This is a genomic window from Arthrobacter sp. NicSoilB11, assembly GCF_019977375.1.
Taxonomy (GTDB): Bacteria; Actinomycetota; Actinomycetes; order Actinomycetales; family Micrococcaceae; genus Arthrobacter.
This window is the reverse complement of the sequence record NZ_AP024659.1, coordinates 59,647-73,180: the sequence shown is the minus strand read 5'-3', so window position 1 is coordinate 73,180 and position 13,534 is coordinate 59,647. Positions and strand designations below refer to the sequence as shown.

General features: G+C 59.8%; 10 protein-coding genes and 2 pseudogenes. 6 read left to right on the top strand and 6 right to left on the bottom strand.

Going from position 1 to position 13,534, the window contains the following annotated elements; all coding sequences use genetic code 11:
* Positions 1-60: 60 nt before the first annotated feature.
* Both LDO14_RS21045 and LDO14_RS21040 read right to left on the bottom strand, forming a co-directional pair.
* Positions 61-1,194 carry a site-specific integrase gene (locus LDO14_RS21045; protein WP_168225750.1) on the bottom strand — a complete coding sequence of 378 codons (1,134 nt, stop codon included), beginning with the start codon at positions 1,192-1,194 and terminating at the stop codon, positions 61-63.
* Positions 1,195-1,423: 229 nt separating this feature from the next.
* Positions 1,424-1,807 (bottom strand): annotated as a pseudogene (locus tag LDO14_RS21040) (chromosome partitioning protein ParB); the annotation flags it as partial.
* A gap of 169 nt (positions 1,808-1,976) precedes the next feature.
* On the opposite strand from LDO14_RS21040, the pseudogene LDO14_RS21035 reads away from it, so the two are divergent.
* The 3 genes and pseudogenes from LDO14_RS21035 to LDO14_RS21025 all read left to right on the top strand — a co-directional run bounded on the left by LDO14_RS21035 (position 1,977) and on the right by LDO14_RS21025 (position 4,724).
* A pseudogene (locus LDO14_RS21035) lies at positions 1,977-3,405 on the top strand (IS1380 family transposase).
* Between the two features lie 483 nt (positions 3,406-3,888).
* Positions 3,889-4,368 carry a hypothetical protein gene (locus LDO14_RS21030; protein WP_223995545.1) on the top strand — a complete coding sequence of 160 codons (480 nt, stop codon included), beginning with the start codon at positions 3,889-3,891 and terminating at the stop codon, positions 4,366-4,368.
* 8 nt (positions 4,369-4,376) lie between these two features.
* A complete protein-coding gene (locus LDO14_RS21025; protein ID WP_223995543.1) occupies positions 4,377-4,724 on the top strand; it encodes a hypothetical protein in 348 nt (115 codons plus the stop codon).
* A gap of 205 nt (positions 4,725-4,929) precedes the next feature.
* On the opposite strand, the gene LDO14_RS21020 is transcribed toward LDO14_RS21025, so the two are convergent.
* Complete coding sequence (locus LDO14_RS21020; protein ID WP_223995540.1) at positions 4,930-7,170, bottom strand: site-specific integrase; 2,241 nt, start codon at positions 7,168-7,170, stop codon at positions 4,930-4,932.
* Positions 7,171-7,327: 157 nt separating this feature from the next.
* Positions 7,328-8,509, bottom strand: a complete 1,182-nt coding sequence (locus tag LDO14_RS21015) for a tyrosine-type recombinase/integrase (RefSeq protein ID WP_223995538.1) — start codon at positions 8,507-8,509, stop codon at positions 7,328-7,330.
* A gap of 217 nt (positions 8,510-8,726) precedes the next feature.
* Between LDO14_RS21015 and LDO14_RS21675 the strand changes: the two genes are divergently transcribed.
* From LDO14_RS21675 to LDO14_RS21000, 3 genes are all read left to right on the top strand, one after another.
* On the top strand, positions 8,727-9,032 hold the full coding sequence (locus tag LDO14_RS21675) for a hypothetical protein (protein WP_346656256.1): 306 nt from the start codon (positions 8,727-8,729) through the stop codon (positions 9,030-9,032).
* A gap of 160 nt (positions 9,033-9,192) precedes the next feature.
* A complete protein-coding gene (locus LDO14_RS21005) occupies positions 9,193-9,519 on the top strand; it encodes a hypothetical protein (RefSeq protein ID WP_223995536.1) in 327 nt (108 codons plus the stop codon).
* A gap of 154 nt (positions 9,520-9,673) precedes the next feature.
* Complete coding sequence (locus LDO14_RS21000; RefSeq protein ID WP_223995561.1) at positions 9,674-10,261, top strand: beta/gamma crystallin domain-containing protein; 588 nt, start codon at positions 9,674-9,676, stop codon at positions 10,259-10,261.
* 65 nt (positions 10,262-10,326) lie between these two features.
* On the opposite strand, the gene LDO14_RS20995 is transcribed toward LDO14_RS21000, so the two are convergent.
* Complete coding sequence (locus tag LDO14_RS20995) at positions 10,327-12,441, bottom strand: tyrosine-type recombinase/integrase (RefSeq protein ID WP_223995535.1); 2,115 nt, start codon at positions 12,439-12,441, stop codon at positions 10,327-10,329.
* Complete coding sequence (locus LDO14_RS20990; protein ID WP_223995560.1) at positions 12,438-13,517, bottom strand: tyrosine-type recombinase/integrase; 1,080 nt, start codon at positions 13,515-13,517, stop codon at positions 12,438-12,440. The genes LDO14_RS20995 and LDO14_RS20990 overlap by 4 nt, the downstream gene beginning before the upstream one ends.
* Positions 13,518-13,534: the final 17 nt, after the last annotated feature.

Genomic DNA, 13,534 nt, shown 5'->3' with positions numbered 1-13,534 from the left:
GGTCGACTTCCGGCGTTGGAGGTGCGATGGGAACAGGCGAGGAGGGGACGTAATCGCGAACTATTGCCACTGGCTGCCTCCAAAAAGTTCGGTCATGTCTGCAGCCGAGTACGGCGATGGACGATCAGGAGGGGCCCCGGGACTCCTCTTCGCTGCCGCTCGCGAGATGAAATGCTGATTCACCCGTTCGATGACTTCGTCCTCGCGGAGCCGCAAGTAGTTCTCGGTTGTGGTGATGTGGACGTGTCCGAGAACCGCCTGGATATCCGTGAGGGAGACGTTCGGATCTCGTGCCATGCGGATGGCGGCTGTGTGGCGGAAGTCGTGGAGGGTCCAGTTAGCACCCAGAACAGTATTCACACGCCGAAGAATGCCTCTGGCGGCTTCGTAGTTCAGCGGCCGGTAGGGCTTTCGTAAAGTCCACCAGGCGGCGGACCCTGCCTGGATGAGATCTTCGGGCAACGAGTCCTGGTAAAGCCGAAACCACGTGAAGGCCTCGTTAGACGCGGGGATCCGCTGGACCGCCCCGGAACCCTTGCGCACGACGGAGATGCATTGTTGCCCCACATCGACCATGCCGTTGGTTAGTCCGACAAGCTCCGAGGGTCTGGCGGCGCTAGAGACGTAGAAGGCGACCAAGGCTCTGTCCCTGTCCGTGCCGAGCCTGGTGAACAGGTCCTCGAAGGCCTGATCAGGAATGGAGCGGGGCGCCTGGACGGGAACTTTTTGGCGGTAGTCAGCTCGAGGTCCTTGTCGGTATTCCTCTTCTGGGTTGTGGTGCGCCCCAAAACGACCGTAATGTCCCGCCCGCTCCGGCACTGGATTCCGCAATGGCCCGGTCAATGCTCTTCGGTGGAAGTCATAGAACGCGAAGAGCACTGACAGGTTGTGATTGATAGTTCGTGGCGAGTATTGGGCGCTCAAATAGGGCTTGCCCGACACTTCGTTAATAGCCGGCACCGGCCGCCGTGGCCGCGCCGGCTTCTTCGTCGATGCCCGAAGCATTGTCACGAATTCCCGTATGTCATCGCGGGTCACGCGGTTCCATTCCTTGCCGGAACCCCATAAAAAGCGGAACCACCTTAAAAGGTCCCGCGCATAAGACTCAACACTCGACGAGCTCATCCCCCGCGCCCAGAAGTCCTGCAAATACCGCTCCACACTGGGCACGCGCGCATCATCACGGTCCAACATTTCCCAATACGGAGATACTGGCAAGGCTCTAACCCTGCCAACGGATGGGAGGTCACCCACGATGCCCTGATTCTGAATACCCATACTGCAGCCTCCGTTGGCTCAGTCGTCCGAGGCCAGCAACCTCAGGGTCTGACAGATCCTTACTTCACAAGGATCATGCTGCCGCGGAGCACTGACATTTCATTACCTCCGGGCTGCAGTGTCTTAGTCCCCGTGATCCGTTTGCCTACGCCAGGGAGGAGACGCCTGCCTTAGTCCGGTCAACATATCCCCAAACAACCAGTTGGTTCAGGTAGTCCCGGTGGGTTTGGGACGGTGAGCGCCACGAGTCCTTTTGGATGGTCTTTTCATAGCCGGCGCAGACCAGCGCAATCAGGCCGAACTCCGGGCGGGCGGTCGTTTTGGCGACGTGGTCCCTGAGCGGGTTCCACGCCCACTGGTTGGATTCCTCGACCTTCGCGCCCACCATGTCAGCTGCCACCTTGCCCTCGTAGCCGCTGGCGGTTTCGGGGTGGTGGGTGATCGCGTGGAGGGTGAAGTACTGCCAGCCCTTGGGGGCCTGCTTCCTTGACAGCAGGGCCTTGACCCATTCGCGGCGGACGGTGGTCGCTTCTCTGCACTTTGCAACCGCCGCGTACGCTCCGATCCCAACGATTAGCCTCGGCTTTTCATGAGGCGCTGTTCCTGGGCGCGTGTTTAAACAGGGGAAGGGTGCTCTGAGCTGGGAAAATAGTGGTTGTCGAGACCGTTATTCTGCCGAGCGAAGGAGCACCCTTCCGGTGTCTAATCTTAGCCGTGTTTTCCCGTCCGTCCCGGTCTCTTTCACCGGCCAGTCGCTGATCTCCCACTCCGGGGTGAAGGTCCTTACCGGCTTCATGGACGCGCTGGGATTTGGCAGGCTGTGCGAGGAACGCCTCGGCCAGTTCGTTCCTCCCGGCGCGAAGCACCGCTGCGGCAAGATCCTCGGTTCCCTGGCCGCGATGCTCGCCGCCGGCGGCGAACACGCCTCGGACCTGGACATCCTCAGGTCATCACCCGGGCTCTTCGGTCAGGTGCCCTCGAACGCGACCGCCGTCCCGGTTCTTCGAACGCACCGTGACCAACCCGGAGCTGTTCAGCTACGGCTTTGAAACCCTCACCCGGGAATTGCGCACCCGGGCTTGGGACGCCGCCGGGAACCGGGACCCGGCCCTTTCCGCGACAGCCGCGGATCCGCTTATCGTCGACATCGACGCGACCCTGGTGACCTCGCACTCCGATAAGGAAAACGTCGCCGGCACCTACAAAGGCGGCTACGGGTTCGCCCCCTTTATCGCCTCCTGTGACTACGGCACAGGCAACGGCTCCGGGGAAATCCTTGCCTGCGTGCTGCGCCCGGGAAACGCCGGAGCGAACAGCGCCGAGGACCACATCCGGGTCTTCGACACCGCCATCGCCCAACTGCCCGAAAAGTTCTTCGACAACACCGGGGCACTGGCCGGGGAGAAGGTTCTGGTCCGCACCGACAGCGCCGGCGCGTCCAGGAAGTTCCTCTGGCACCTGCACAGCCTCGGCGTGCAGTTCTCCACCAGCTACACCCTCCCGTTCGGCAAGGCCCACATGATCGACTGGATCACCGACAAGCAGTACTGGCAGCCGGCCGTGGACCAGCACGGGCACGAACGCACCGACGCGTGGGTCATCAACGCCACCGACGTCATCCCGCTCACCGATTACCCGCCGGGCACGAAACTGTTCCTCCGGGCCGAGCCGCTGCACCCCGGCGCGCAGCCGAGCCTGCTCGATACCGACGGGCACCGCATCACCGCGCTGCTGACCAATTCACCGCGCTGGCACGGACCATTCCTCGACGCCCGGCACCGCGCCCGCGGCAGGTGCGAGAACCGGATTAAAACCCTGAAAAACACCGGGCTGGGAAAACTGCCGTTCTTCGATTTCGCCGCCAACCAGGCCTGGGCGAACCTCGCCGCCCTCGCCTTCAACCTGGTCTCCTGGGTCCAACTCGCCGCCCTCCCGGACGGCCATCACGCCAAGGCCTGGGACATCAAACGCTGGCGCTACCGGGTCTTCTCCATCGCCGGGAAAATCATCACCCGCGCCCGCCGGAACCAGCTGCTGCTACCCGAGTCAGCGCCAGAAAGGGACCTTCTGAAACTACTACTGGAGAACACCGGCCGCCTCAAACAACTCCTGCCCGCTCCCGGCTGAACCGCGGCTGATCGTGTCCCGACGACCAGCACACAACCGGAAGTGGAACCGGCGCCAAGCCCGAGGCGAACCAACGGGCCACACCAGCCTGCCCGAAAACAGAAAACAATCACCGATCAACCAGCCACTCAACGCAGCGACCCTCACGCACCACTATGAAAAATCGGGGTTAGTACGCGCTACTTCACCTGATCGATATATACGCCGGCGGAAGAGATGCTCACAACTGTCTTTGATGCCTTTTTGCAAAAGCATGCCTATTTGAAGAAGAGATGCCCGCGCGCCTACCCCAATACCCTTGGCTGTTCTATACACAGCCCCACAGCGCCAATCCTTTATCTAAGGTCTTGAATAATCCTATGCGCCAGCCCTAGACTCATCGCAACCGGCTAATCCCCGGGGTCTCAAGTTGGGGGAATGATCACTTCTACTGCTCTGTTGGGCTGCCATAAACCGGGAGGCCTTACGAGTTGAGGTTTGATCATGAGAATGAAAATTGGGGGAATAATGAATTTTGTCCGTAAAGCACTACTTGTTCTTGCGACTATGCTGGCCTTATTCTCGGTCGCTGCACCGAGCTATGCTTCCACCACCTTGCCATCGCCTTCGCCGTCGCTCAATAAAGAAGAGCCGGACAATGACCAAGCCAGTCCGTCCGGTCTGTGGTGGCCAGAGGTTGACGTCTATGTAGGGTGCTCCGGAAGTTCTTTTGCATACAGCGGCGCGGCATGGGACCTTCAGGGCGGCGCATATTATGAGACTTGGTGGTCCGTAACCTTCCCAGACGGCACCGGCGAGTACGACAACTGGCCCCGTCAGACGCTGCAAGCGAGCAGCAGCGGCTTCCTGACCACTTCCACGTTCTACGCGGCCAATCATGGATCGGGTCGTTACACCGCAACGATGTACCTTAAGAAGGACGGAAGCGAAGTAGGACGGCATACAACGGAGTGCTACAAGTGAGGGTCTGAATGAACAGTCAGGAATACAGGGCAGGCGAAACAACCTACGGACCACTTGAACTGAAAAGCATCTGGAAGCGTCATGAACTAAGAAATTTCGATCTCATGGTGATATTGCAGGTCTCCGGAGGTGAGCACGCAGCCCAACGCATTCTTCGAGATGAAGAAGTTTCTGCGGAAGACAAAGCATCTCTGGCCATTGCCAACGACTTAGCCAAGCAGAAAGGTTATTTACCTTTGTTTGATTTGGCTGATGATGGCGCTGAAGTATCCGAAGGTCAGCGGGCGGAGCTAGAAGAGTTTTTCGAGTCAGAAGAATGGGAGACCAGAAATCAAAGCAGCACGCGCAGCCCCTGACAGGGTGGCTGCGTGAACTCTGAGCATGAAAAGGTCCCCGGTTGAACCGGGGACCTTTTCATGCTCTTCACATGTCCCGGGTCTGCCGGTTGCCGCGGGCAAGGAGCCCGTGGCCAGACGCGTGTAACCGGCAGGAGGGGAAAATTGATTCCCAATCGGCCCTGGGAAGATCAGACAGCGTTCGGCCGTGCCAACTAATTACCCGTTAGCGACGGACAGCCGGGATACCCAGGTCTACCTGTCCGCGCTGGACAGCACTGTGAGCGTCGGCGCGTTTCTGTTTGAGGAACTGAACGGTCAGTTCGATGCCTTCTATCTCCCCCAACCACCCCTTCGTCTGAGCGAGCTCACGTCGGGCCATCAGGTCTGAATGGATCTCGTCGAGCCGACCGAGCATTCCGGGGTCGACTTGGAGCATGGGACAGCGAATACAGGCGTGTTCATGCTCGCAGGGGGTGGCGTAGGGGCGTGCACAGTTCCCGAGCTCGACTTTCCGTTTGTCGAAGTGTTCTTCGAATTCAGCCCATTCCGTATCGGTTGGAGATTTGTATTCCCGGGCTGGACGCGCGGCGCGCCGCTCGGCGAGGTGTTTTTGGTAGTGCCGGACCACGTCTTCGCGGAAGACGGTGACGTAGCCGTGGGTTGTTTGGATATCGAGGTGTCCCAGGAGTGCGGCGCCGATATGGATAGGCAGACCGTTATTGACCAGGTCCGTGGCCAGTAGGCGGCGGAAGTCGTGCGGTGTGAAGCGGCAACCACCCAGCTCGGGATGATCGATGGCGACGGCTTCGCTGAGTTTGGCCAGTTCATCACGAAGCGATCCGGCGTTGATCACTTCGGTGCGTTGTCCGATGGTGCGCTGGAAGAGGAACGGCAGCGGCTCGCTAGTGACTCTGTCGTAGGGATTGAATCGAGTCGCCAGTGGCACGCCTTCCCTGTTCCTGGTCAGGCGTCGAATGATCGTGGCGATGACGTGGAAAAGGTCAGGGGTCATGGGGATGACGCGTTCCCGATCATTCTTTGAGGGAGCGACGACCAAGAGTGCGACAATTTCGCCGTTCGGTCGGATGTATTGACGGATGCTCAGCTGAGACAGTTCCAGCAATTCGTCGCACCGAAGGCCGGTGTGCCTCAAGGTCTCCACGGCTGCCCACTGCCAAAAGACGGCGTCCTCGGTGAATGTCACGTTGATCTTGCGGTTGGTGGATAGGTCAAGCACGCGGACGTTGGATACTCCGTGGAAGCGGCGGTGCCTGGCGTCTCCTTCGGTGTATAGCCGTTGATACTTCTTCCCGCCGATGGTGATGACCTCGTCTTTGCGGGTTTCGGCGGCCACTTTCAGAAGTTCCTGGAAGTGATCTTTCCGTTCTGTGGCAGCGGCGATGAAAGCCGGGAGTACTGGCTGGAGGAGGCGGATTCTGGAGTCCATGCGTTCTTTTGCCCGGCGGGCCGCTTTGCCCGCCGTCCGGGTCTCTCTGCCAGCGATCGGGCAAGGCGCTACCCATCGGGCCCAGTGTTCGGGTTCTTCGGCCGCCCAGCCCTGCAGGTCGAGATAGAAGGCCCTGATGTTCGTCATGATGGCTTCGAGCTGAAGGCGTGGTTTTCCGTCGCGGCGGAGGGCCACCACGGCGCGCCAGCTTTCGTAGTCCGTTTGGGAGATGATGAAAGTCGCCTGGCCAGGGTTGATCTGTTGGAGACCGTTCCAAAACTTTCCGCAAATGTCCGCTGCAAGGTCGCGCAGGGTGGCGAAGTCTATGTCGTGGCTGCGCCGGGTCAGGTAAGCAACGAAGACGTCGCGGATGTCCGGGTTGATGATGTTATGTTTGTCGACCAACTCAGCCGGCGTCTGAGCCGGGGATCGCATCGCCGCGCGGAGAGTTGGCGGGACCTGGGCAGGAAAGTGCCCGGATTCGGACATCACCCGCCAGGCAAGGTAACCGACGTGCGTCTCATAACCGCCGCCCCATCCCCCTTCGCGCGTGGCTACGGCGTAGTGAAGTAACGCCTCCGCGCTCAGGTCAGCGAACCGGATTCCCTGCGTCGTAAGTGCTGATGCCACATCCATCCGAGCGCAGCGTTTGAAGTGGTTGGATGTGTCCTGTTGTTCAACGAGGGCAAGGAAGCGGGCGAGATCGGGATCGTTTTGTGCTTGCTCAAAATGCTCGTGGTAGCGGACGAACGAGTTGATTTTGAAGGCTTCCAGCGAAGGGCGAATGACACGTAGACAGCACAGGAGCATCAGCGAATGTCCGAGTTCACCGTCAAGACGGAAATTTCCGGTGGCCAACTCGCGCATCTTGCGGTGACCATCGTTGAATCCTGACGAGATCCATTTCTCCTGCCAGGTCCGTCCGGAGTGTCTTACGAGATAAGACAGCAGCCATTTCAGCCCGTGATGGCGCAGTGATTCACGTGGCTGACTGCGTGGCCATATCGTGTCGGTCAAGGCGATGATGCTCTCGGGACTTGCGGTGTCCAGATCACCGCGAGGCCATGGCGGAATTTCCGGTCGCGCCGCCGGAGCAGCAATGATGACGGTCTGGTTCCGGGTTCTCCCGGGAACAGCTGCGTTTACCGGCCGCTGTTGTGGTCGTTTAAGGGCCTTAGGCACCGAACACCACTGAGAAGTCGTCGGGATCGTAGCCTGGGGTCAGCGTTGGTTGGGGCCGTGGGGATGCCATGTGCTCTTGTACTTTTTGGAAGACCTCATCGATCCGAGGCCGTAGATAGGGAGTCATCGAGGAGACTTGTCGGTGCCGGCTGACGGCCATGATTTCAGGCAAGGTCAGATTAGGGTCAGCGACCATGCGATTGATGGTCGTGTGTCTGAAGTCATGTAGTGACCAGTCCGTGCCCAGCACTGCGTTCACCCGTTGCAGCATTCGGCGGGCAGCGTGATACGTGAGCGGCCGCGGTTTGCCATGGAGTGCACGCCAGATTAATTCATCGGGCCGTGGACTTCCGTGCTCGTGGAAGTACATGGTCAGATACTGCAGGGATTCCGGTGAGACAGGCACCGGCTCCAGGAGACGGGATCCTTTTGATACGACCCATACACGTTGCCCGGCCCAGTCGATCTGATCGCCGTGGACGCCGAGCAGTTCACTCGCGCGGGCTCCGGAGGAGACATACATACTCACCAGGGCACGATCGCGGTTGGTCCGCAGAGCCTCCATCAAATCGTCGAAAAGGTCATCCGGGATGGAACGGGGCAGCCATTCGGACTTCTTTTGCCGCAGAGGAGCCCGATTTTCCCGTGGCGCTGTTGCGATCCGGCCTCGGTGGACCATGCGCCTCCGGCCGGCAGCTTCAGGGACCGGGTTTATCAGGGGTCCACGACCGAAGCGTGCGTGGTAGGAGTAAAAAGACGAGATTACCGAGAGGGCGTGATTGATAGTTGCCGGTGCATAGCCCCCGGCCAGGGGACGCTTACCGGTGCGCGAATTCCTGCCCCGGCTACCGGTCCTCCGCCGCTGAGGGTTCACTGCGGACCGCATCCATCCCACGAGGACCTCGACTTCGGCGCGGGTCGCCTGCTCCCATCCACTGCCGAGCAGACTAAGAACGCGCCACCACCTGAGCAGGTCATTGCCATAGGAGCGGACGGTCAAAGGGCTCATATCGCTCAGAACGAGATCCCGGAGGAACACTGAGAAGTCCTCGATCTCTTGCCCTTTGTCGTCGATGACGACGTAGGGCAAGAGGCCGTCCGTTCTTGGGACCACGGCGCCTATTGCCAGTAGGCCAGTCCGTCCCTCGAGCAGTTTGAGCCGCACGTCGTCCATGAGTACCACCTCTCCGGAGAACCCTGATCCAGACTCTACGATGAAGTTCAGTTAACAGGACTGACTGCATCAGCTTGTTGTTCTCGATCAGGGTCTTCCGCTCGGCCTTCTGCTCGTCGGTCATGGGGCCTTTCGGAGCCGAGGACGTGCCGTAGCCGCTGTAGTAGCGGAGGGTGAAGCCCGCGTCTTTCCAACCGGTGACGACGGCGACGGCGGAGTGCTGGCCGCGATAGTCCGTCTCGATGTAGACGGCGTTTCCGTCCTCATCGGTGGCCGGTTCCCCATCTGCCCTTTTCAGGGACGTGACGCGGAGGGTTTCGCTGTCCTCCCCGTACCCGCATTCGGGAACAACGATGGTTCCCGCTGCTTCCAGCTCTGCGGTGAAGGCAGCCAGCGCGGCGGCGCGGTCGCGCTTGTCACGCAGCTGCTGGGCGACGTGCAGGAGCATGTCAGGTTCGTCCATGATGACCGATTCAAGCTCGGCGGTCGCTTCCTCGTCCGCATCAATTATGTGGACATCTAGCCGGAGTCAATGGCGACGTGTTCCAGATTCACTTTCAGCAGCCTAAGCATTGGGCCATGGTTTACCCTCTGCATGAGATGCGCGGGGGGAGTTCGTAGAACGAAATGTGTTACTTTTTACTTTACTGACTCAGGGAAGTCAGAGATTTGGGGGAATCAAGATGAAGAAACTCAAAGCATCCGTGTCCATGGTGATTGCTGGTGGCTTTCTGATGGCAGGCGCAGCCGTTGCCTACGGTGCGCTTGAACCTTCTGCGCCATCGAAGTCTGCTTCTGTGTCGGACCGTGAAGCTCATCCAGAATGCTATGACGAAGCCAAGGCCAACGATCCTAGTGACTTCTGCTATAAGACAATCGGTGAGTGGAACAGCAAGCGCCTGACGGCGGATGACGTTAGGTCCCAATTTAGCAGCCAAGAAATGGCCAAAAACGGGATGAGTCCGGAAACTATCCGGCAGTACTACCCGGAATACACTCCCGCTCCTTAAGTATCGGCCTCGCGGCCAAGTATGGATGTCGTAACGACTTACGCGGCATCCATACTTTCGCGCGCCACAAAATCCAAAACATAATATTAATGGGGGAATAGTGCGAAATATTCGCAAATCATTAAGGCTCACTGGGGCTCTTCTCGCCGTGCTCATGAGTACCGGTCTGGTCGCGGCGAACGCGTCACCGAAGAACAAAGCAGACCAAGCACCGATTGTGAGTTCTTCATCAGGGGCCATCGTCTACGGAGGTGAATCAGTCGCCAGAGAGACGATCGACGGCGGCCAGGTGATCACGCCCGAGAACAGCCGGCTCCTCTCGGCTGAGGAGGTCCGCAACGCCTTCAGTGTCAAAGACTTTGTTCTGCGCGGCTCAAGCCTCAAAGAAATCCAAAAGTACTATCCGGAAACAACCGCGAATGAGGTCAAGCGCATCGAGCGCGAAGCGTCCTCCACTCCGACGCTCATGATCACGAATCCAATCTGCAACAACGTGGATTTCTATAGCATCGTCCGGGCAGGCGATAACAAGGAATATTGTTTTGCAAACGCGGGGACGATGAGTTTTTACATGCCCGGGATCTATAAACTTTGCCCGGGAAACAACAACGGGCATGTTTGGTACTACTCGGGCTCGCTGGGCGCTTATTATGCCAGCCCGGACCGCGGCCCCGTCTGGCCGAGAGACACATGCTTCTTCTTCAGCGGAAATGTGGATGTTTGGAGCGTAACGATTAACTAGTCCCTTTTCCTTGCCCGAAGGCATGGAGTAGGTCTCAGAGGGGTCAAGGCTGAGCCTTGACCCCTCTAGCTTTGCGCCGGTATCTCCTCCGGCGCATCTGGTTTCAGTTCTTTAAGTAGCTTCAAAATGCGCTGCCGTGTGGCCTGATGACGTTCGGCCTCACGTTGCCACCCACGGGCTTCAGCATCAGTTATAAGTTCTTCTTCCCGTCCAAGTCGCGCCTCAAGCCGGGGAGCATATTCGCTGGTTGTGAGGAACTTAGGGCAGGTAAGCATCAGCTCGCATTCGCAAGGACCTTCTGCTGGCAGTCTCAGGCAGTGTCCGAGCTCGAGTTCGGTTTTGAGGAAGTTGGTTTGCAGCCAGTGAACGGATTCGTCGTCAAGCCTTCCTTTTATTAGCGCCTCCGCTGCCGGACCGGCAATCCGGGTACCTGAAGCCAATGCCTCCTCATACTGTCGACGGACTACAGGGTCGGAGATCCTGCTGTAGATCATGGACATCGACGCGCTTTTGTGCCCGAGGATCGTCATGATGGTTTGAATTCTGGCTCCCCCTTCGGCGAGCTGTGTGCCGAGGGTGTGGCGTAGCCTGTGTGCGCTGACGGTCCTGGTTCCCTTGGAATCGACGAGACCGGCCTCGGTGCAGGCCTTCTCGAAGGCGTCATCGAAAAGGGTCGCCGACGATAAGAGTTTGCCCTTGCGGACGAAGATGTAGTTCTCCAACCGGCCGGTGGTGGGATCGCGTCGCGCCACTGCGTTCATTGCCCTGGCTTGGTTGATTGTCTCCTGCAGGGCAACTGCGGCGTCGGCGTGGAGAGGGATGAGGCGTTCGGAATGGCCTTTGCCGACTGGGATGCGAAGGCGAGGGTGGCCGCTCGCGTAGGTGTCGAGACAGTCCCAGGTGAGCCGCCGGATCTCATCCCGTCTCGCGCCAGACCACCGAAGCAGCAACAATGCCGTCCGCTGCAACGGGTCGGTGAGCGCTTCTATCGCGCTCATCAGAGTGTCCACCTCGTGCCGGGGTAGGTACCGGGGCATTGTCTCCTGCCTGCGGGGTGCGTCCCGGGCCGTGAGAAGTGGGCCTCGAGGAGCGTCGTCCCAACCCCACATGCTGGTATCGCGGCAGAATGCGCCGATGGCGTTGATCTCGTGCTTGCGGGTGGTCACATGCAAAGGTTGCCCTGTGTTCTGGCTCGGGTAGGTGGGTAGCCAGCGGAGGTATTCCTCGATCAAGGTCCGGTTAAGCTGAGCCATGGATGTGATGTCTGGGTGTTCGCGTCCGAGCCAGTTCACGAAACGCCGTAGGCCTTCCCTCGCGATCCTGACGGTTTGTGGTCGGTCGAAATGTGCTTCAAGGCGGGTGAGGAGGTAGCGTTCAACGACTGTCCGGATTCGGGGTGGGCAGGTTTCCGGGAGCAGGTTTTCTTCCCAGCTCTTGCGGCGCCTGGTGCCGGAAATCGGCGGGCTGGTGACCTGGCCGATGTTGAAAAGCAGGACGTGCAGGCAGTGGACTTTCGCCAGATGGGCTCTGGTGAAGCGTTCGCCGGCGTTCTCGCCGGTCATCTGCCAAGGGGACTGCTGATAGAGAGCGGCCCGCAGCTGGGCGAAGTCCTCCCGCTGACCGAAGGACCGTATCTGCTCAGCCATATCAAACAGGTCCTCGGCAGTGATTGCCGTAATGTCGGGGTCACCGCGGTGCAGAAGGAGACGACCGATCGCCCAGGTGAGGTTCGTCCGTGCAGAATCTGGGCTGTATCCCAACTCATCCAGCCTTGTTACGTGGGCCTCAAAGAGATCCAGGTCCACTCCGAGCCCCTTGCCGCCGGCCTCGATGCTGAAGAGCCGGGCGTACTTGCGGACAAACAGGAACTCGTAGTCCAGCCCGATGCCGTGCACGAAGGCCAGATAAACCAAATATCCGCTGGCGCTGAACGTGCCCGTGCGCCCGGTGGCGCGAAGGGGTCCGCCGGTGAAGCCGGCCCGAACCAGAAGAGGCGCTCGGAACCAGTCCTCCAAATCGGGCCACGCCTGAACAAACCGGCGGTAGGCCGCCATCCGCTCGTAGCGGGCCGCGTCGTGCGGAATAAACGCCTTTACCCACGCGCCGTAATCCGCCTCCGAAGCATGGCGCCGTTCCCTCGGAACGTCATCTCGTGCAATTGCCCCTCGAACGGCGTTCACTGGAGAGCACCCAAGGCTGCGCGGTACTCGTCGCGAACCTGTGAGTCCGACACCCTGGTGTAGATCCGGGTCGACTCCGGTGACGCGTGGCCCAGGCGTTGTTGGAGTGCCAACTCACGCATGCCCGCTTCCCACATCAGGGTCGCATGCGTATGACGCAGTGCATGCGGTGTCTTCTCAGGTGCCCGCAATCCGAGCCTGTTCAGCCGGCGGGCGAACATCCGTACCAGCGCGTCGTACGACAGCGGATCACACGATCGGGCACCGCGGCCGCCCACCAGGAAGAGGAAGGGGCTGTTTGATTGGGATGGGCGTTCACGCATGACATACCGGTTGACGGCGTCCAAGGTGCGGGGTTCGAGCACATCAACAACGCGTTCTCGGCGGGATTTCCCCCTCGCGCCGCGTGGATGATCGTCACGTTTGCGGATAGTGACGCGCCGGTGCCCGTACGATACGTCCTCAAGGTGCAGGCTCAACACCTCCCCTGGGCGCAGTCCTCCGTCAAGCATCAGCAGGACCATGGCCAGATCCCGCAGGGAGGTCATGCTGTCCAGCAGGGCCTCGACTTCCGGTATCGCCAAGGGACGCGGCAGTCTTAGAGGCAACTTGACCCTGATTTGCCGCCGCATCGGCTGCTGCCTGCTTGCACCTCCTGTGAAAGGGCGGTGCCGCTCACTCACCATCGACAGCGACCGATCAGGTTGCTGTCGCATCGGGTTCTCAGCGTCGAACATCTCGGCGACAATGGCCCACTCATAAAAGCTCGAAACGGCCGCCAGCACACGGGCCACGGTGGCTGCGGCCAGTAGCCGACCCTCGGGGACGGTCATGGCAAGACCAAGGCGCTGTGCCGGTCTCCGACTCGGTCGCCTCCTCAACCAGCCCAAGAAGTTCAAGGCCACAGCAGGGCGGAATTCGACCCAGTCCGTGCCCGTCTCCTCAAGGAATTCAAACAGGTTCTTTAGGTCAAAGCCGTAGGCAGATGCAGTGTTCGGACTGCATCCGGAATCCAGGATATGTTGCAAAAACCTGCAGACTGGGACCACTGCGGCCCCGTCTGGATCCAGAAGCATAACAGCGGAAACCGTCC

What these genes read in the sequence shown, in the direction of transcription:
- LDO14_RS21045 (WP_168225750.1), bottom strand. Translation starts at nt 1,194, where the DNA reads ATGTTGGACCGTGATGATGCGCGCGTGCCCAGTGTGGAGCGGTATTTG.
- LDO14_RS21030 (WP_223995545.1), top strand. Translation starts at nt 3,889, where the DNA reads ATGAGAATGAAAATTGGGGGAATAATGAATTTTGTCCGTAAAGCACTA.
- LDO14_RS21025 (WP_223995543.1), top strand. Translation starts at nt 4,377, where the DNA reads ATGAACAGTCAGGAATACAGGGCAGGCGAAACAACCTACGGACCACTT.
- LDO14_RS21015 (WP_223995538.1), bottom strand. Translation starts at nt 8,509, where the DNA reads ATGGACGACGTGCGGCTCAAACTGCTCGAGGGACGGACTGGCCTACTG.
- LDO14_RS21005 (WP_223995536.1), top strand. Translation starts at nt 9,193, where the DNA reads ATGAAGAAACTCAAAGCATCCGTGTCCATGGTGATTGCTGGTGGCTTT.
- LDO14_RS21000 (WP_223995561.1), top strand. Translation starts at nt 9,674, where the DNA reads ATGAGTACCGGTCTGGTCGCGGCGAACGCGTCACCGAAGAACAAAGCA.
- LDO14_RS20990 (WP_223995560.1), bottom strand. Translation starts at nt 13,517, where the DNA reads ATGCTTCTGGATCCAGACGGGGCCGCAGTGGTCCCAGTCTGCAGGTTT.